This is a genomic window from Noviherbaspirillum album (genome assembly GCF_035916955.1).
Lineage (GTDB): Bacteria > Pseudomonadota > Gammaproteobacteria > Burkholderiales > Burkholderiaceae_D > Noviherbaspirillum > Noviherbaspirillum album.
The window spans coordinates 20,309-39,293 of record NZ_JAWIIV010000025.1 but is presented as its reverse complement, the minus strand read 5'-3'; the positions used below and the strand labels follow the sequence as shown (position 1 = coordinate 39,293).

Below are 18,985 nucleotides of genomic sequence, written 5' to 3'. Positions count from 1 at the left end.
TTGCTCTTACAACCGGACCGATCATGTCAACAACAACCACTGAAGACAGCGCCGCGCTGGCGGCAAGTTCTCTCGTCGTATCCTATAACGCCACGCCCGTTCTGCGCGGCGCCGACCTGCATGTCAGACGAGGAGAAATCTATGCCCTCCTCGGCGGCAACGGCGCCGGAAAATCGACGATGATCAATGCCTTCCTCGGTTTCGTTCGCCCGACATCGGGCAGCGTGCGCGTCTGCAGCCACGAGGTTGCGCAAGACCCTTTGTCCGCGCGCGCGCAGCTTGCCTATGTACCGGAGAATGTCGCGCTGTATGACCATCTGTCGGCGCGCGAGAACATCGACTACTTCATGCGCCTGGCCGGTATGCCGATGAAGGACGGCGCCGGTATCGAACAGGCCCTGGAATCGGTCGGGCTTGACCGTGCGGCCTGGGACCGCAGGCTGGGCGGATTTTCCAAGGGCATGCGGCAAAAGGTTGCCATAGGACTGGCGCTGGCCCGCGAGACGCCGGTATTGCTGCTGGATGAACCCAACACCGGCCTCGATCCGCAGGCCACGAGCGAACTCAACCGGCTGCTCAAGCAATTGCGCTCCCGCGACATTGCCATCTTCATGGTGACGCATGATTTGCTGAGCGCGGCAGAAGTCGCCGATCGCATCGGCTTTCTTGCCCAGGGACGCATCGTGGAGGAATTCAGCGCCTCCGGCACGGAGCGCTTCGATGTGCGCCGGCTCTATCGTCATTACGCCGGACAGGGGATGCCCGGGGACGCCGCGTGGAGCAGGCAGGCATGAAGGCGCGCACCGCAAGCTGGCAGACCGTGCGGGCCGTCACCCGGGAAGAATGGCGCGCGCTGCTGCGCAGCCGCGTCGCGCTGAGCGCGGTTGCCGTCATGCTGCTGCTGACCCTGACCGCCACGTTAGTGGGTTTCGAGCACAGGCATGCGATCGAAAGCGAGCGCAATCGATTTCAATCCCTGGCCGACCAGCAATGGAATGCCCAGCCAGACCGCCATCCGCACCGCGTTTCGCATTACGGCCACTACGTATTCCGGCCACTCAGTCCGCTGGCTTTCTTCGACTTCGGCGTCGATCCCTTTACCGGCCATACCTTGTACCTCGAAGGCCACCGCCAGAATTCCGCCAACTTCAGCGATGCCGGCCAGTCATCGGTGCTGCTGCGATTCGGCCTGCTCACGCCGGCCTTCGTGCTGCAGACCTTGGTGCCTTTGCTGATCGGCTTTCTTGCCTTCGGCAGTATTGCGCGCGAACGTGAACGCGGCCAACTGCGCTTTTCCATCGCCCAAGGCATCTCCGGCCGCAATCTTCTTCTTGGCAAACTGCTCGCCCATGCACTGGTTGCAGGGCTGCTCGCGCTGCCGGCATTCGCCGGCATTGCCTGGCTCGCCTTCACGTCTGCCGGCACCGCGCCGGCGGCGCTGCTCATGCTTGCCGGCTATACGCTGTATCTGCTGATGTGGACCTGCGCAGCGGTTGCCATTTCAGCCTTTTCCGCCCGCGCGCGCGATGCGCTGATCGTGTTCACAGGGCTGTGGATAGCGGTGGTCATCCTGCTTCCGCGCATGATCCCCGATCTTGCCTCGCACCGCATCGTTCTGCCTACGCGCATTGAAACCGACGTCGCCATCCACAAGGACCTGGCGGCCATCGGCGACAGTCACAATCCGGACGATCCCTATTTCCGGGACTTCCGGGAAAAGACCCTGGCACGCTACGGCGTGAAGAAGATAGAAGACTTGCCTGTCAACTACGGTGGCCTGCTGATGGCCGAGGGCGAACGCATGACCAGCGATCTGTTCGATCGCTACATGCAGGACGGCTTTCAGCGCCAGCAGGCGCAAAGCAACTGGGTGCACGCTTTTTCGCCAATCAGCCCGACGATCGCGGTACGCCGCCTGTCCGCCGCGCTCGCCGGCAGCGACGGAGACAGCTATGCCCGCTTCCTTAACGATGCCGAGCGATACCGCTACGCATTGATCCAGGCACTCAACCGCATGCATGCAGAACAAGTGCATTACCACAACGACAAGGAACAGCGCATCAGCCGGAACAACTGGCAGGCGCTGCCGCGCTTCTCGCCCGACCCGCGTCCAGTTGCCGCCATCCTGGGCACGCATGTGCTGCCTTCGTTCGCGGTACTTTCAGGCTGGCTTGCAGCCTTGATGCTTGCCATCGCGCTGCTCGGAAAACGTCTGGAAAGGAGAGCGGCATGAGATCCGTGATGCTGGAACTGCGCATCATTCTTCACTCCCGCCTGGCCGCAGGCGCATTGGCCTTGCTGCTGATACTGGCTTCGCTCGCGATCTGGAACGGTTATCGCGCCGTCAATGCACAAACCGCGGCGCTTGCGCGTCTAACGGCCGTCCACCAGGAAGACCACAAGGCATTCATTGCCAAATACGGCAAGGGCACTGACGCCGGTTCGGCCGCCTATTACGGATTCCACCTCACCTGGGACACGCCATCTCCGCTGGCATTTATCGCCTTCGGCCAGCGCGACCTGCAGCCGGCGGCGCTGCGCGTGCGCATGCTGGGGCTGCATTCCCAGCTTTATGAGTCGGAAACCTTCAATCCGGAATTGGTTCTGCTCGGGAAGTTCGACTTCGCCTTCGTGCTGATCTATCTCGTTCCTCTATTCGTGATTGCACTTACGCATGACTGGATGACCGCCGAGCGCGAATCCGGTCGTCTGCGATTGTTGATGTCGCTGCCCCTGCAATCCGGCCGCCTGTGGCGTCGGCGCGCCTGGCTGAGATACGGACTCGTCATGGCGGCCGTACTGCTGCCGCTGGTGGTTGGCCTCCTGAATGCTTCCGCCGGCCTGCCGCTATCGGCCGCGGTCATTGCGGTCGCCGCGCTATATACCGCCTTCTGGATAGGCGCCGGCGCCCTCGCCGGCACGCTTGCCCGCACTTCTGCCGCGGCAGCCGCCGCCCTGCTCGGTGTCTTCGTCGTCCTGACCCTGGTGCTGCCCACACTGGCGAACGCTGCCATCAACCGGCTGGTCCCGGTAGGCAAAGGAGTCGAACTGGCAATGGCCCAACGCCAGGAAGTGCATCAAGGCTGGGATCTGCCGCGAAACGCCGTGATGGAAAAATTCTTCCGCACCCATCCGCAGTGGAGCGGCACGCCGCCTGTGACCGGACGGTTCCACTGGAAATGGTATTACGCGATGCACCAGGTCGGCGATGAAGCCGTGTCGGCGCAAGCTGCCGCCTATGCACAGAGCATGTTGCAGCGAGAAGCATGGACGCAGCGCAGCGCCTGGCTAATGCCTGCCGCCGCCGCGCAGCTCGCCCTGCACAGGCTTGCCGATACCGATTTGCAGGCACAGCTCGCGTACCGCGATCGCATTGCCGAATTCCATGCTCGGCTGCGGCACTACTTTTATCCGCTGGTATTTGAGGAACGGCGATTCGGAATGCAGGAAGCGCAAGGTTTGCCTGTTTTTCAACCGCGTCCGCATTCTGGTTCGTTGCCGCTTTCGATGCTCGCTGCCTTGCTGCTTGCGGCAGTCATGATTGCGGCTGCCTGCAGCCTCGTGCTTCGGCGTATCAATCCTGTACTGCGAAACGGATTCAAGGCCGCATGACTTCCCTGCCGCTTGCCGAATCTTTATTGGCACTGACCTCATGAGCTGCGGCGAAGGCAGGAACCTCGGTTCCTGCTTGCCAAAAGTCGGACCTTATCGTGGCAACCGCACGGCCGTGAGACGTTACCTCTGGTCCACGATCGAGGTATTTATGCGGCGATACACTGCCTCCATGATGCAGTAGATGCCGAATGCGAACAGCCCTGCGGCCACGATTCCCAGCAACCATGGTCCATATGCATGGTCGCGCAGCGCTTGCAGGGCTTCGGAGGTCCCGTCTATTTCGCCGCCTTTGGCCATCCACGCGGCTTGTATCAATAGCCAGCCGACGATCAGCCACACAACGCCTCGGGCAATCAACCCAAACTGGCAAACCGCCCTTGCCCAGTTCCGCTTGTCGGCAGGAATACTCATGTATTTCTCAAACCCGGCGGTAATGCCCTTATAGATATGTGCAAATCCCGTCACTATCACGGCGGCTCCCGCAATGCCGAGAGCGATCTGGCCAAGGTTCGTCGTCAGGAAACTGGTTCCACCGCCCTGCGGCGACCCGCCGCCGGCACCCATCAACAGCCTGCCTGCCCAGAAGGCCAGCAGCAAGTGCGTGACCGCACTGACGAACAAACCGAATCGCACCGCCAGACCTTTTCCTGTTGACCCATGACCATCCGGGTCTTTGATACACTGAATCAGTCTCCAGGTGGAATAGCCGAGCAAACCTACGATGAGCAAAAAAATCATCACGCTCCCGAAAGGCTGTTCCATGATTTTGAGTATGGCGCCTTTTGAATCCGTGGTTTTGCCGCCCCGTTCACCAAAAGCAGTAAGCAGAGCCAGGCCGCCAATCACCAGATAAATCACCCCTCTGGCGCTATAGCCTAGCCGCGCCCATCTCTTGAGCTGCTGATCGAGTGCTCGCTTATTCATAATGCAGCCTTTGCCAGTGTAGACAGCGTGAGGGAACGGGGAATCTAATCTAGAGAGTCGAATGCTTGCGGCAGTTGCTCCCGGCCGGAAATTCTGAAAAAGGATCTGGCTTCCTCTTGCGCAGTATCGAAAGCGACGGTTTCATTTCCAATGAAACGCGTGCATGAAGAAGTCACTCTCCGTCATTGTTCCATCACGGAGGATGACTTATACCAACCCGACCTTTGCCTTGCTGCAGTGCAGTGCAGTGCAGTGCAGTGCAGTAAGGATCGATTACTACAATAAGAGCATATGCTGCGAAACATTTCTTTTCTTTGCACACACGCAAGGCGGCGGGAAAAAATGAAGGACGCAAGCCAGGCAGCATTGGTTCAGCGCGGAAACTTCTGCTTGCCCGGATTCGGCAGTGCGCAATGTTCGGTTCAGCGATAGCGCCGATTCGCCATCAGGCGTTCAATGTCGCGGTCCAGAATGGCAAGCTCTTCCCGCAACTGGCGTCTTTCTCCTCTCGACAGGTAGCCGTCGGAACTGAACCGGGCTTCGAGGTGGTAAAGCTCACGTTCCTGTACACGCAGCCTGCCGGCTTCACGCGGCGTCAGCTGTCCGCTGCGGATGCCATGTTCTATGCGTGCCCTGATATGTGCGTTCGCCACATCGCTGCCCGGCCGCGTTGCAGGAAAACTTGAGGCTGACGAGTGTCGCGACATCGCACGTTCGACATCGACGCGCATGGCCTCCAGATCATGCCTCAGTGCCGCCCGCTCATGCGGCGAGGCGCGGCCATCACGCCGCATCTGCATCTCGCGCACGTGCAGTTCGCGCTCGCGTTGATATAGCGCGTCGGCTTCGCGCGGATTGATCCGTCCGCTGGCTATCCCCTGCTCGATACGCACGCGGATCTGTGCCTGAGTTTGATCAATACCGGAAGGCGGCATGCCCTGCGCGCTGACCGCGGACAGGCTTGCGGAGGTGAGCGCCAGAGCGGCAAGCAGGGTGGTGACAAGCTTTTTGGCATTCATGACTGGAATCCTTTCAAGAAAAACTCGGGTTCGTGCGGCATGCGAGGCACCTCACGGCTTTCGGCTATCGACAAATCAGTATCGGTGGGGATTGTTCGGACGGCGATCGTGCCGGTTAGGAACGCCGTCGCCGTCGCGATCGTAGCCACGGCCTCGCGGGTAGTTCGGATGCACGTGGCGTGGATACCTTTCAGCCGGATGGCTATACACGCGGGCACTGCCGCTGACATGGACGCCGGGGTCGCTGACCGGAACGGCGACACAGCCGCCGAGCATGACGCAGGCGGCGGCCGCGGGTAACAGGAATGCTTTCATTATTTCTCCTCGCTAGGCAATGCATCTGTCGGTTGCGGCTTGCGCCCAACCCATGGAAAGGTCGGCTAAGCGCATGCATGACGTATCGCCTGCTTCAACTGCATGCCAGCGGTGCGCTTGTCCATGACGGTATTAAAGGCCGAAGCGTGTTTTCCGCCTACGAGAAAAGCGTAAGGAGAGTTACCGGATGTATGTAGCGTAATGTGTACGGCTTGTATCAATGCCGCATGAGTAATACCAATCCCAAGCCATTTCATGACATGAGACCGCGTCTTTTTCCGTCTGGCCGCATTGCACTCGTCATCCATAGCCCGCTATGGATTCGTCCCGCGCCTTGCCAGACGAAAAAATCCATCGATCTCATTTGTCATGTCATGACTTGGGATTGGTATAAAGCGGGCTCGGCATGCCGCAGTCGCAATTGAGGCCGGAAGGATTGCGCCGAATTGCTTACAATGCCTGTTCGCCCGGCCAGGCATCCGCCCGGTCAGTTTGCAACAAGAAATAAACGGGAACCGGTTTGCAAGGAATAAAACGCAAGGTCGTCTATGTCTGCCTGTACGAGGCGATCGCCATCACCATCTGCAGCGTTAGTTTTTTCGCCCTGTCGGACAAGGGATTGGCGCATGCAACCACGCTCTCGATCGCGTGTTCGGCCATCGCGGTACTTTGGAATCTGGGATTCAATGCCCTGTTCGAACGCTGGGAAGCGGTGCAGGCTGTGCGCGGCCGTAGCCTTGCGCGGCGTGCCGCGCATGCGCTGGGATTCGAAGGCGGACTGATTGTGCTGCTGGTGCCGCTCATCGCCTGGTGGCTGGATGTGAGCCTGATGCAGTCGCTGCTGATGGACATCGGCCTGTCCATTTTCTTCCTGGTCTATACCTTCATATTCGGCTGGGTCTTCGACCGCATCTTCGGATTGCCGGCATCGGCGGCATGACAGGCCGCCGCACGCAGTCGGCGAGAGCGATCAGCCGCGTTTCTCTATGCGCTCCACCAGCGCCCACGCCTGCTCCGCCAGTGGCCGGGTGCGCTTGCCGGTTTCCACCGCGTCGGCGCTGGCGGCATTACCCAGCTGCGCGCGCTTGACGATGCCCTGCAGGATGCCGACCAGGCGGAACATGTTGAACACCATGTAGTATTCCCAGTCGCTCTTCGAAAGATCCGAACGGCCGGTGCGCTCGCAGTACATCCGCACATACTCTTCCTCGGTCGGGATGCCCAGTTCGGCCAGCGCCACGCCGTCCAGTCCGCGCGATCGGCCCTGCGGCATGCGCCAGGTCATGCAGTGATAGGCGAAGTCGGCCAGCGGATGGCCAAGCGTCGACAATTCCCAGTCCAGCACCGCCAGAATGCGCGGCTCGGTCGGATGGAAGATCACGTTGTCGATGCGGAAGTCTCCATGCACTACCCGCGTCTCATCGCCCGTGGGAATATGCCGCGGCAGCCAGTCGATCAGGTTTTCCACCGCCTCGATGCGCTCGGTTTCCGACGCCCGGTACTGCTTGGTCCAGCGCGCCACTTGCCGTTCGATGTAGCTGCCCGGCTTGCCATAGCTGCCCAGGCCGACCGCTTCATAGTCGACGTTGTGCAGCGCCGCGATGACACGGTTCATTTCCGTGAACAGTGCGCTGCGCTCCGCGGCTTCGAAGCCAGGCAATGCTGAATTCCAGAGGATGCGGCCCTGCACGTAATCCATGATGTAGAAGGCGCTGCCGATGATCGAATCGTCTTCGCACAGCGCGTGTGCCTTGGCGACCGGCACGTCGGTACCGGCCAGTGCGCTGATGACCCGGTATTCGCGGTCCACCGCATGCGCCGAAGGCAGCAGCGTGCCCGGCGGCTTGCGCCGCATCACATACTGGCGGCCGCCGGCCGTCAGCAGGAAGGTGGGATTGGATTGGCCGCCCTTGAATTGCTCAACCTGCAGCTCGCCGCGAAAATCGTCGACATTCTGGCGCATGAAAGCTGCCAGGCGGTCGATGTCGAACGCATGCTGGGGAGCCACCGGGCGGGTGCCGACGAAACGGTCTTGGGGATCGAGGGTCATGATGTAGTCTGTCGGAAATGTGAGCGGCTCGGATGATGGATTCAGAACTTGGAGCTTGGGCTTCGGGATGGCGGTTCGCCGGCGCGCTTAAACCGCGCTGACGCCGCCGTCCACAGCGATCGCCTGGCCGGTGATGTGGCGCGATGCCTCGGATGCGAGGAACACCACTACACCCTTCAGGTCTTCGTCGCCGCCGATGCGATGCAGCGGCGCACGGGCAATGATGGCATCGCCGACCTTTTCCAGCAGGCCGGCCGACATCTTGGACGGAAAGAAGCCGGGGCAGATCGCATTGACGTTGATGTTGTACTTGCCCCATTCCGAAGCGATCGCGCGGGTGAAGTTGACCGCCGCCCCCTTCGAGGTATGGTAGGCGATCGTCGTGACGTTGGTGGCGCTGCCGCGCAGTCCGGCGACCGAGGCGATGTTGATGATCTTGCCCGACTTCTGAGGAATCATGCAGCGCCGCGCCACTTCCCGCGCCAGGAAAAACAGCGAGTCCACGTTGAGTCCCAGCACCTTGTGCCATGCCTCGTCGGGATATTCTTCCGCCGGCGCGCTCCAGGTGGCGCCGGCATTGTTGACGAGGATGTCGATGGTCCCGAAACGCTGCACCACCTCGTCCACCAGCGCGGGAATCTGTTCGTTCTTCGAGAGGTCGTTGACCACGGTGAGAACTTCATAGCCCATGCCTTCGAGATGCCGCTTCGCCTCGGCCAGTTCATCGGCCTTTCGGGCGCTGATGGCGAGCCTGCAACCCATTTCGCCGAGCGCCTCGGCCATCTGCAGGCCCAGGCCGCGCGAACCGCCGGTGATCAGCGCGATCCTGCCGTCGAGCTGGAATAATTGTTTGACGCCCATCGCTTGTCTCCTTCCGTCTCTTGTTCTTTCAATGCGTCGCTTCAGCAGACTTCGAACAGGCCTGCCGCGCCCTGCCCGCCGCCGACGCACATGGTGACCACCACGTACTTCGCTCCGCGCCGCTTGCCTTCGATCAGCGCATGGCCGGTCAGGCGCGAGCCGGTGACGCCATAAGGATGGCCCACCGCGATCGCACCGCCGTTGACATTGAGCAGTTCATCGGGAATGCCCAGCTTGTCGCGGCAGTACAGCACCTGGCAGGCGAAGGCTTCATTCAGTTCCCACAGGCCGATGTCTTCCATCTTCAGGCCGTTGCGCTCAAGCAGCCGCGGAATCGCATACACCGGGCCGATGCCCATCTCGTCCGGTTCGCAGCCAGCCACCGTGAATCCGCGGAAGATGCCGAGCGGCTGGATGCCGCGGCGTTCGGCGAGCTTGCCGTCCATCACCACGCAGGCCGATGATCCGTCGGAAAACTGGCTGGCATTGCCGGCGGTGATGACGCCTCCCGGCAATGCCGAGCGGATCTTCGACACGGCTTCGAGCGTGGTGTCGGGGCGAATGCCCTCATCCGTCGAGATCGTCACTTCCCGCATGGTGATGCGGCCGCTTTCCTTGTCGACCACGCCCATGGTGGTGGTCATCGGCACGATCTCATCATTGAACTTGCCGGCAGCCTGCGCAGCCGCCGCGCGCAGCTGGCTGCGCACGCCGTATTCATCCTGGGCTTCCTTCGAGATGTTGTAGCGCTTGGCGACCTGTTCGGCGGTCTGCAACATGCTCCAGTAGATTTCCGGCTTGTGCTCCATCAGCCACGGATCCTGCCGCATGTGGCGGTTGGTCTCGTTCTGCACGCAGGAGATCGATTCCACCCCGCCGGCCACCATGACGGGGACGCGGTCGACCATCACGCGCTGGGCAGCCATGGCGATGGTCTGCAGGCCGGAGGAACAGAAACGGTTGACGGTCGCGCCGGCCGCAGATACCGGCAGGCCCGCGCGCAATGCGATGGCTCGGGCGACGTTGCCGCCGGTGGTGCCTTCCGACAGCGAGCCGCCCATCAGCACATCCTCCACTTCCGCCGGATCGATGCCGGCGCGCTCGACCGCGGCGCGCACCGCATGCGCGCCCAGCGTGGCACCGTAGGTCATGTTGAAGGCGCCCTTCCACGACTTGGCGAGTCCGGTACGGGCGGTGGAGACAATGACTGCATCATTCACGGTGAATTCCTTTTACGTTCTTTGAATAGTTTGAACGGGCTTTGAACAAGGCAACCGCCGGCGGCCACCCGCCGGCGTATCCAAATAGCTTGCTAGCTGAACGACTCGCCGCTGTTGGCCATGCATACCAGCGAGGACGCCGGCGTCCAGAAGGCCTTGTCCGCGCCGGGCATCGCCGCGAAGCGGCGCATCTTCTCGACGACATTCGGCAGGCCCACGGTTTCCGCATACAGCATCGGTCCGCCGCGGTGCGCCGGGAAGCCGTAACCGGTCAGATAGACCATGTCGATGTCGGAGGCGCGCGCGGCAATGCCTTCCTCGAGAATGCGGGCGCCTTCGTTGACCAGCGCGAACATGCAGCGCTCGACGATTTCCTCGTCGCTGATCTTGCGCGGCGTGACGCCAGCCTCGGCGCGCGCCGCCTTGATGATTTCATCGACTTCCGCATCGGGCAGCGCGTCGCGCTTGCCGGCTTCATAGCGGTACCAGCCCTTGCCCGTCTTCTGCCCGAAGCGGCCGAGTTCGCACAGGCGGTCGGCGATGACCGAACGCTTCATGCCGGGATTCTCCGCATACTGGCGCTTGCGCACCGCCCAGCCGATATCGAGGCCGGCCAGGTCGCCCATGCGGAACGGGCCCATCGCCATGCCCCACTTCTCCAGAGCGCGGTCGATCTGCTGCGGCGATGCGCCTTCATCCAGCAGTGCATTGGCCTGGTTGCGGTAGAACTTGAGCATGCGATTGCCGATGAAGCCGTCGCAGACGCCCGAGACCACGCCGACCTTCTTGATGGTCTTGGCAAGCTGCATCACGGTAGCCAATACATCCTTGCCGGTCTGCTCGGCGCGCACGATTTCCAGCAGGCGCATCACATTGGCCGGGCTGAAGAAATGCAGGCCGACCACGTCCTGCGGACGCTTGGTGAAACCGGCGATCCGGTTCATGTCCAGCGTGGAGGTGTTGCTGGCCAGGATGGCGCCCGGCTTCATGACCTGGTCGAGCCTGGTGAACACCTGCTCCTTCACCCCCATGTCCTCGAACACCGCCTCGATGACCAGGTCGGCCGATCCGATCTCGTCGTAACTCAGCGTCGAGGTCAGCAAGGCCATGCGCTGTTCCAGCTTTTCGCTGCTCAGCTTGCCCTTCTTGACCGAATTTTCGTAATTCTTGCGAATGGTGGCGATGCCGCGGTCGAGCGCTTCCTGCTTCATTTCGAGCAGTACGACCGGAATGCCGGCGTTGAGGAAGTTCATCGCGATGCCGCCGCCCATGGTGCCGGCTCCGATCACCGCAACCCGTTCGATCTTACGCGTGGGCGTGTCGGACGGCACATCGGGAATCTTGGCGGCGGCACGCTCGCCGATGAAGGCATGGCGCAAAGCGCGGGATTCAGGGGTGTTCATCAGCCAGACAAAGGCTTCGCGCTCGATTTTCATGCCTTCGTCGAAAGGCTTGGCGAAGGCGGCGGTGACCGCCTCGACGCACTTGAGCGGCGCGGGGAAGTGTTTCGTGGTGGCAGCGACAGTATTGCGGGCGAATGCAAGATAGGCTTCGCCGCCCGGTTCATTGATGCGCATGTCGCGCACGCGCTTGAGGGGCCGGTTCTCGTCGATCACCTTGCGCGCGAAGGCAAGAGCGGCTTCCGCGAGGTTGCCTTCCACCATGTCGTCGAACAGCGCAGTGTCCTTCAGTTTGGCGGCCGCTACCGGATTGCCGGAAACGATCATGTTGAGGGCGGTGTCGAGGCCAACCACGCGCGGCAGGCGCTGCGTGCCGCCGGCGCCGGGCAGGATGCCGAGCTTGACTTCGGGCAGCGCGATCTGCGCATCCGGCCTGGCAATGCGGAAATGGCAGCCCAGCGCGAGTTCCAGCCCGCCGCCCATGCATGCGCCGCTGATGGCTGCGATGACCGGCTTGGATGAGGATTCGACGATGCGGATCACGGTCAACAGGTTGGGTTCCTGGCTGGACTTGGGCGTGCCGAATTCCTTGATGTCGGCGCCGCCGGAGAAGGCGCGGTCGGTCCCGATCAGCACGATGGCCCTCACCGCCGCATCTTCCTGCGCACGCTCGACACCGGCAATGATGCCGCGCCGGAGGCTCAGGCCCAGGCCGTTGATCGGCGGATTGTTGAGGTTGATGACGGCGACGTCGCCCTTGATCTCGTACTGCGCAGTGTCCATGCTCGCGTCTCTCCTGTCCTATTCGGTTTTCTTCGCATGCCAGCGTCGATGCACCGGCTATAGTTTTGCAGAGCAAAACAATGTTCCACACATTGCGGTCGATGTTAGCAGTTGCGTCATCGGGTGTAAAGCGCGGAGATGAGGGACCTAAAAGGGAGCTATAAGAGATCGCAACTCCATCGCCGGCGGAAAAGGCTCTGCCCCATCGTGCAGGGAATTTTGAAATTACGTCTGGAGTTTTACTATGCAGAACCGTTTCTCTATGCGTGTGTGTAAATGACCTTTACAATGCTCCATCCACTCAAGACGGCAAAAACCATGGCAGAAGAACAACCAGACACAGACTTCCTTCCAGTGCCGGAAGGCTTCGAGAAGCTTGACCGGGGCGGCCCGTATTTCGGCGCGCTGGGTCCGGTTTATGAAAGAAAGATCAACGAGCGAGAAGCGGTATTCGGCCTTCACATCCGCTCAGGCCACCTGAACGGCAACGGCATCGCGCATGGCGGCATGCTGGCGACGCTGGCCGACAGTTTCCTGGGCATTGCCATCCTGCGCGCCCATCCCGACAAGCGCACTGCCACCGTCAGCCTGACGACCGACTTCATGGAAGCCGCGCATCCTGGCGACTGGGTGGAAGCGCGCGTGGAAATTCACCGCAGCGGCGGCCGGCTGACCTTCGCCGCCTGTTACCTTCAGGTCGGAGAGCGCCGCATCCTGCGTGCCAATGGCGTGTTCGCCATGTCACCCAAAGCTTGAGGATTCAAGCCTGCGCACCAGCTCCAGCAGGCGCGGCCTGACTTCCTCCAGCAGGAACTCTTTCGACAGGCTCGACGAGGGCCCGCCGCAATTCATTACCATGGCGGGAATGGTTCCGCTCGAGCGGAACGCCACGGCAATGCCGTTAACATCCTTCTGCCAGTCGCAGAACGACGTCGCGCAACCGTATTCCTGGTAATCCTGCAAGCCGCGCGCAATGCCCTCCCGCATCGCTTCGCCGGCCGAATCGTCGAGCTCGGTCGCCAGTTTGACAACCGCATTGCGTTCCTGCAGCGAGGCGTTGGCCAGATAGGCGCGGCCGATGGCCGATGTCGCAAGCGGCAGGCGCGAACCTACCTGCAGCGTCAGCGCCAGCGTGGCCGTGCTGCGCACTACTTCGGTATAGATGATCGACAAGCGGTCGCGCACGCCCAGCGCCAGCGTCGCGCCGGCATAGTCGGCCAGTTCCTGCATCAGCGGCCGCGCGATCTGCCGGATATCCATGCGCGCCAGCATCGAGCTGCCCAGCGCCAGCGTGGCGGTGCCTAACGCATAACGTCCGCCCGGTTCGACCTGGATCAGGTAACCGCGCTTGGACAATGTGTAGACGATGCGGGTCACGGTGGATTTGGGCAGGCCGCAGCGTTCGGAAATCTGCTGGTTGCTCAGCGACACGTCGCCGGAACGGAAACAGGAAAGCACATCGAGCCCGCGCGACAGCGCGGTGATGAAATAACGGTCTTCGCCCGTCTTGGGCTCCTCGGCGGAAGCCAGGTCTTCGATATCGTTGTCGCGGGAATTCATGTGGGTACCTTGGAGACAGGCCTTTCAGACGCAACTGCACTCGATGGGCTCAATCGGATTGAATCGGATTAAATAGGATTCAATCGGGCTCAGCTGGAGCGTGCGACGCTGTCGTTGCTTGCATGCGAGCAAACTTTACAGGATGCCCGTGCAGACATCAACGACGGCGTCGCATTTCGGACATCCCGCCCGTGCGTTATTCCGCCTTGGCGCCCGAATCCTTTACCACCTTGCTCCATTTCGCGATTTCCGAACGCTGGTAAGCCGCCAGTTCCTCGGCGGTGGAACCGACAGGGTCCAGGCCGATATCGAGCAGCTTCTTCGAGGCGTCCGGCGACTTCAGAATCTTCGCCACTTCCGCCTGCAGCTTGTCGACGATGGGCTTGGGAACGCCGGGCGAGGTGTACAGCGCAAACCACGACACCGCCTCGAATCCGGGCAGGCCCTGCTCGGCGATGGTCGGGATCTCCGGCGCGGCGGCGGAACGCTTGGCGCTGGTGACGCCGAGCGCTCGCAGCTTGCCTTCGCGCACCAGCGGCAGGCTGGACGGCATGTTATCGAACATCATCGTCACCCGGCCGCCGAGCAGGTCGGGAATCGCACTGGCGCGGCCCTTGTACGGGATGTGCTGCATGTCGATGCCGGTCTGGGTCTTGAACAGTTCGCCGGACACATGGATCGAGGTGCCCGATCCGGAGGAAGCGAAGGTCATCTTGCCTTCCTTCTTGCCGAGCGCGATGAACTCCTGCAGATTCTTCGCCGGCGAGCTATTGGGCACCACCAGCATGTTGGGCGTGGTGGCAAGCAGGCTGATGGGGCTGAAATCCTTCACCATGTCGTAGGGCATCTTTTCATACAGCGCGCCGTTGATCGCATGGGTGCCGACGGTGCCGACCAGCAGCGTATAGCCGTCGGGCGCAGACTTGGCCACGGCATCGGCGCCGATGTTGCCGCCCGCCCCCGGCTTGTTCTCGACCACGACCGGCTGACCCCAGGCGGCCGACATGCGGTCGGCCAGCAAGCGACCGAGGATGTCGGGCGCGCCGCCGGGCGTGAAGGTGACCACGATCTTCATCGGCTTGTTGGGAAAATTCTGCGCCGGCGACTGCGCGAACGATGGTGCCGAGGATACTGCGGCCATTGAAAATGCGAAGGTGATGCTTGCTGCGAGTTTGCTGAACATGATGTCTCCTGCCTTGTTATGAGAGTGTTACCGCTTTCGTTTCGAACTGCTCCTTGGTCTTCTTGTTCTTATGCCTGGCCAATTAATTGTTCATTAGGAATGGCGCGCCCGTTCAGTACGGTGCCTTCCCTGCGAGCCCCTGCGCGCCCGGCTTGAACTGCAGCGACTTGTATTCCAGGAATTCCTCCATCCCGTACTTGCCCATTTCACGACCGCGGCCCGACTGCTTGTAGCCGCCGAAGGGAGCGAACAAGTTGAAGGCGCCGCCGTTGATATCCACCTGCCCGGTGCGCAGCCTGCGCGCCACCTGCTGCGCTCGCTCGTCGGAACCGGCCCAGACGCCGCCGGCCAGGCCGTAGAGCGTGCCGTTGGCGATACGCACCGCTTCATCCTCGTCCTTGTAGGTGATGATGGACAGCACCGGGCCGAAAATTTCCTCCTGCGCGATCGTGCTGTCCGGCTTGACGCGGCCGAACACGGTAGGCTGCACGTAATAACCCTTGGGCAGGTCGGCGGGCGCATCCGGACCGCCGCACAAAACTTCCGCGCCCTCCTCGATGCCCTTGCGGATATAGTCGCGCACCCGGTCGCGCTGCGCTGCCGACACCAGCGGCCCCAGTTTGGCCGTGCCGCCGAAGGGATCGCCGACGGTGAATTTGGCAGCCACTTCGGCTGCAATCGCGGCCGCTTCCTCATAGCGCGATTCCGGGACCAGCATGCGCGTATGCGCCGAGCAGGTTTGGCCGCTGTTGAGGAAGCAGGCATTGACCGTGCCCTTGACCGCGGCGCCGAGGTCCGCATCGTCGAGAATCACGGAGGCGGATTTGCCGCCGAGTTCCAGCGCCACGCGCTTGACCGTGGCCGCAGCCACTTCCGATATGCGCTTGCCGGCTCGGGTCGAACCGGTGAACGACACCATGTCCACGTCGGCATGGCGCACCAGCGCCTCGCCCACCACCGGGCCGGTTCCGCTGACGAGATTGAACACGCCCGGCGGCACCCCTGCGGCGTCGATCACCTCGGCCAGGATGAAGGCATTGAGCGGCGCCACTTCCGACGGCTTGAGGACGACGGTGCAGCCGGCAGCCATGGCGGCCGCCACCTTGGCGGCGATCTGGTGCAGCGGATAATTCCAGGGAGTGATGCAGACCGCGACACCGACCGCTTCCCGCACCACGCGCGAATGTCCCGTCACCTCTTCCCATTCGAACTCGCCTGCAAGCTTGGCGTAGTAGCCGAAATTGGCGACCGGCGAGCCTACCTGGATCGCGGCCGACAGCTTGACCGGCATGCCCACTTCCCCGGCAATGACTTCCGCCAGTTCCTGGCTGCGCGCCTTCAAGCCTTCATGAATCTTGCGCAGGTAATCGGCGCGCGCGGCCGGCGGCGTGGCGCTCCAGCCGTCGAACGCGGCACGGGCCGCGGCCACCGCGGCATGGGCATCGTTTTCGTCGCCATCGGGGATGGTCGCCATGACTTCCTCGGTCGAGGCATTGATCACATCGATGGTGTTGCGGCCGGAGGGCGTCACCCACTGGCCGTTGATGTAGAGCTGGTTTCGATTCTGCATGCTGTGTCTCCGATGGGTGCGCTTGTCTTTTCGCTTATGTGTGAGACCTATTCAAACAGGATGACGCCGCGCGCATTGCGGCCGGCACTGAGATCGGCGAAGGCCTGCGGCGCTTCATCGACGGTATAGGTGCGGCTGATCAGTTCATCAAGTTTCAAACGCTGCGCCCGGTACAGGCCGATGAGACGTGGAAAATCTTCGGTCGGGCGCGCCGAACCGAAATAGCTTCCGGTGAGCGTCTTTTCGCCGAAGGTCAGCGACGCTGTCTTGACCGTGGTCGTGTCCTTCTGGTTTGCCACGCCGACCACCACCGCCGTGCCGCCCTTGCCCAGCACGCCGTAAGCCTGCGCCGCGATGTCGCCGAGGCCGACGCATTCGAACGCATAGTCGGCGCCGCCGGTCAGCTTGAGGATAGTCTTGACGACATTCTCTTCGCTCTTGCTGTTGACGACATGCGTCGCCCCGAACTGTTTCGCCATTTCCAGCTTCGCATCGGACGTGTCGACCGCCACGATCATGCGCGCGCCGGCGATCGCGCAGCCCTGGATCGCGTTCAGCCCGACGCCGCCGCACCCGAACACGACGGTGATCGAACCCGGCTCCACCTTCGCCGTGTTGACCGCGGCGCCGACGCCCGTCATCACGCCGCAGCCGATCAGCGCTGCCTTGTCGAGCGGTACCTGCTGATCGATCTTCACCACGTTGTCGGTATGCAGTGTCGCGTATTCGGCCATCACGCCGCAGCCGGAGAACACGTTCAGCGCCTTGCCAGACAGGTCGCGCGTACGCACCGTGCCGTCAGGCAGGGTGAACATCGCCTTGCCGGCCTGGTCGCACAGTTGCGGACGCCCGGTCTGGCAATAGCGGCATTTGCCGCACATGCTGACGAAGGAACTGACCACATGATCGCCGACCTTGAAGTTGGTGACGCCCTCGCCTACCGCGACGATGCGGCCGGCGCCTTCATGGCCGAGGACCACCGGCGGCGGGAAGGGAATGGTGCCGTTGGTCGCCGACAGGTCGCTGTGGCAGACGCCGCAGGCGACCAGCTTGATCATCACCTCGTCGCGCCGCGGCGCCTCGACGATGATTTCCTCGACCACCACCGGCTGATTGATTTCACGGCAGATCACTGCCTTCGCTCGTTGCTCCATACCCATGTCCCTGCTGAAATGAACCCTGTCCGAGTTGAATGAAACAAGCCGGCACGGGCGCCGGCTTGCAGTGATGCACAAGCCCTATTGCGGGCTTCCGGCCATGCTTACTTAGATGCGGCCAGGCTGCGCAGGTTGAGCGCCTTTACCTTGCCATCTTCGACCGTACCGACATAGGTGTTGGCCAGCATGCCGCCGGCTTCATTGACACCGTCCAGATCGTTCGGGTTGGCTTCGTTCGGCAGCTCCTTGATCGCCTTGTCCATCTGGGCGCGGATCGCGACCGGATCGGTGACCGAGTTCGCCAGTTTCATCGCGATCGCGGTCGCATGCACGGCCGTATAGTTGAGCGACACTTCCGAGCTCGGGTCCCGATTGTCATGCGTCTTGCGGTAACGCTCGACGAAGCCCTTCGCATCGGGACGCGTGTCTTCCACCAGCGGCAACACGCCGATCGCGCCTTCCAGCGGCTGGTAGCCGCCGATGACCTTGGACATCTCGTCCATCTTGGCCTGGTCGATCACGATGAAGCCGCCCTTGAAGCCGAGTTCGCGAGCCTGCTTGGCGACCAGCGCGGTCGGTTCCGAGGCGCCGCCGATGAACAGCACGTCCGGCTTGGCCTGCATCACGCGCGACACGCCGCTGTAGAAATCGGTGGCCTTGTTGTAGGACATCGGATTCTCTGCCACGATCTTGCCGCCGGCCGCTTCCCATGCCGGCTTGAAGGCGGCGGTCCATGCCTTCGCATAGTCATGGTCGGCATTGGCGATGGCGGCGTTCTTGCCGTACTTGCTCATCGCATGCTTGATGAAGGGATCGACATAGCCGGTGAATTCCGGCGGAATGCGCACGGTCAGCTTGTTGCCGCGCGCGGTCACCTGCGGCAGGCTGGTATAGGCCAGCAGCAGCACATTGGACTTCTCATTGAAGGCCTGCACCGCGAAAATGCCGCCGGAATGAGGCACCAGCACCGCCGGTGTCTTGTGCTGCTGGACCAGGCGCTGCACGTTGATGCCGGTCTGGCTCGGGTTGTACTGGTCGTCGAGGGCCACGATCTCCAGCTTGTATTTCTTGCCGCCGACTTCCAGCCCCTTCGAATTGATTTCCTTGACCGCCATCTCCATGCCGGAGAGCACGTTCTTGCCATACAGCGCGGCGCCGCCGCTCAACGGACCGGAGTAGCCGATCTTGACGACTTCCTGCGCCAGCGCGGCGCCGGCCATGGTGAGGCTGAGCGAAACTGCGGCTGCAGCGATGCGGGTAAGCTTGAATCCAGACTGCATATTCATTCCTGTCTCCTTGTGGATAGTACTGCCGGTCGATTTTCCGGT

17 protein-coding genes are annotated in these 18,985 nt (G+C 62.0%); 5 read left to right on the top strand and 12 right to left on the bottom strand.

Features of this window, described 5'->3' with window-relative positions:
• The first annotated feature begins 23 nt into the window (after nucleotides 1-23).
• The 3 genes from RY831_RS23170 to RY831_RS23160 are packed head-to-tail and all read left to right on the top strand — an operon-like array spanning nucleotide 24 to nucleotide 3,612.
• Nucleotides 24-794: an ABC transporter ATP-binding protein gene (locus RY831_RS23170; RefSeq protein ID WP_326508747.1), complete on the top strand. Its 771-nt coding sequence runs from the start codon at nucleotides 24-26 to the stop codon at nucleotides 792-794.
• Entirely contained in the window at nucleotides 791-2,233 is a 1,443-nt protein-coding gene (locus RY831_RS23165) for an ABC transporter permease (protein ID WP_326508746.1), read from the top strand. The genes RY831_RS23170 and RY831_RS23165 overlap by 4 nt, the downstream gene beginning before the upstream one ends.
• Nucleotides 2,230-3,612, top strand: coding sequence for an ABC transporter permease (locus tag RY831_RS23160; RefSeq protein ID WP_326508745.1), 1,383 nt, complete (start codon nucleotides 2,230-2,232; stop codon nucleotides 3,610-3,612). Before RY831_RS23165 ends, RY831_RS23160 begins: the two co-directional genes overlap by 4 nt.
• Before the next feature lie 123 nt (nucleotides 3,613-3,735).
• Here RY831_RS23160 and RY831_RS23155 read toward each other — a convergent pair whose 3' ends face one another.
• From RY831_RS23155 to RY831_RS23145, 3 genes are all read right to left on the bottom strand, one after another.
• Nucleotides 3,736-4,539: a DUF1206 domain-containing protein gene (locus tag RY831_RS23155; RefSeq protein ID WP_326508744.1), complete on the bottom strand. Its 804-nt coding sequence runs from the start codon at nucleotides 4,537-4,539 to the stop codon at nucleotides 3,736-3,738.
• Nucleotides 4,540-4,961: 422 nt separating this feature from the next.
• The gene (locus RY831_RS23150; protein WP_326508743.1) at nucleotides 4,962-5,558 is read right to left on the bottom strand and encodes a hypothetical protein; all 597 of its coding nucleotides are present in this window, start codon (nucleotides 5,556-5,558) and stop codon (nucleotides 4,962-4,964) included.
• 75 nt (nucleotides 5,559-5,633) lie between these two features.
• Nucleotides 5,634-5,873, bottom strand: a complete 240-nt coding sequence (locus tag RY831_RS23145) for a hypothetical protein (RefSeq protein ID WP_326508742.1) — start codon at nucleotides 5,871-5,873, stop codon at nucleotides 5,634-5,636.
• Nucleotides 5,874-6,393: 520 nt separating this feature from the next.
• Here RY831_RS23145 and RY831_RS23140 point away from each other — a divergent pair.
• The gene (locus RY831_RS23140) at nucleotides 6,394-6,813 is read left to right on the top strand and encodes a PACE efflux transporter (RefSeq protein WP_326508741.1); all 420 of its coding nucleotides are present in this window, start codon (nucleotides 6,394-6,396) and stop codon (nucleotides 6,811-6,813) included.
• Nucleotides 6,814-6,843: 30 nt separating this feature from the next.
• On the opposite strand, the gene RY831_RS23135 is transcribed toward RY831_RS23140, so the two are convergent.
• The 4 genes from RY831_RS23135 to RY831_RS23120 all read right to left on the bottom strand — a co-directional run bounded on the left by RY831_RS23135 (nucleotide 6,844) and on the right by RY831_RS23120 (nucleotide 12,187).
• On the bottom strand, nucleotides 6,844-7,923 hold the full coding sequence (locus RY831_RS23135; RefSeq protein WP_326508740.1) for a phosphotransferase: 1,080 nt from the start codon (nucleotides 7,921-7,923) through the stop codon (nucleotides 6,844-6,846).
• Between the two features lie 87 nt (nucleotides 7,924-8,010).
• On the bottom strand, nucleotides 8,011-8,784 hold the full coding sequence (locus tag RY831_RS23130; protein ID WP_326508739.1) for an SDR family oxidoreductase: 774 nt from the start codon (nucleotides 8,782-8,784) through the stop codon (nucleotides 8,011-8,013).
• Between the two features lie 41 nt (nucleotides 8,785-8,825).
• On the bottom strand, nucleotides 8,826-10,004 hold the full coding sequence (locus RY831_RS23125) for an acetyl-CoA C-acyltransferase (RefSeq protein ID WP_326508738.1): 1,179 nt from the start codon (nucleotides 10,002-10,004) through the stop codon (nucleotides 8,826-8,828).
• 92 nt (nucleotides 10,005-10,096) lie between these two features.
• Entirely contained in the window at nucleotides 10,097-12,187 is a 2,091-nt protein-coding gene (locus RY831_RS23120) for a 3-hydroxyacyl-CoA dehydrogenase NAD-binding domain-containing protein (RefSeq protein WP_326508737.1), read from the bottom strand.
• Nucleotides 12,188-12,505: 318 nt separating this feature from the next.
• Here RY831_RS23120 and RY831_RS23115 point away from each other — a divergent pair, with 318 nt between their 5' ends.
• Nucleotides 12,506-12,943: a PaaI family thioesterase gene (locus RY831_RS23115; RefSeq protein ID WP_326508736.1), complete on the top strand. Its 438-nt coding sequence runs from the start codon at nucleotides 12,506-12,508 to the stop codon at nucleotides 12,941-12,943.
• On the opposite strand, the gene RY831_RS23110 is transcribed toward RY831_RS23115, so the two are convergent.
• The 5 genes from RY831_RS23110 to RY831_RS23090 all read right to left on the bottom strand — a co-directional run bounded on the left by RY831_RS23110 (nucleotide 12,929) and on the right by RY831_RS23090 (nucleotide 18,943).
• Nucleotides 12,929-13,747 carry an IclR family transcriptional regulator gene (locus tag RY831_RS23110; RefSeq protein WP_326508735.1) on the bottom strand — a complete coding sequence of 273 codons (819 nt, stop codon included), beginning with the start codon at nucleotides 13,745-13,747 and terminating at the stop codon, nucleotides 12,929-12,931. The genes RY831_RS23115 and RY831_RS23110 overlap by 15 nt on opposite strands.
• A 196-nt stretch (nucleotides 13,748-13,943) precedes the next feature.
• Nucleotides 13,944-14,930 (bottom strand): Bug family tripartite tricarboxylate transporter substrate binding protein, encoded by a 987-nt coding sequence (locus RY831_RS23105; protein WP_326508734.1) that lies wholly within the window; start codon nucleotides 14,928-14,930, stop codon nucleotides 13,944-13,946.
• Between the two features lie 112 nt (nucleotides 14,931-15,042).
• Nucleotides 15,043-16,500, bottom strand: coding sequence for an aldehyde dehydrogenase family protein (locus tag RY831_RS23100; protein WP_326508733.1), 1,458 nt, complete (start codon nucleotides 16,498-16,500; stop codon nucleotides 15,043-15,045).
• A gap of 47 nt (nucleotides 16,501-16,547) precedes the next feature.
• On the bottom strand, nucleotides 16,548-17,654 hold the full coding sequence (locus RY831_RS23095; protein WP_326508732.1) for a zinc-binding dehydrogenase: 1,107 nt from the start codon (nucleotides 17,652-17,654) through the stop codon (nucleotides 16,548-16,550).
• Between the two features lie 107 nt (nucleotides 17,655-17,761).
• Nucleotides 17,762-18,943, bottom strand: coding sequence for an ABC transporter substrate-binding protein (locus tag RY831_RS23090; protein WP_437126317.1), 1,182 nt, complete (start codon nucleotides 18,941-18,943; stop codon nucleotides 17,762-17,764).
• Nucleotides 18,944-18,985: the final 42 nt, after the last annotated feature.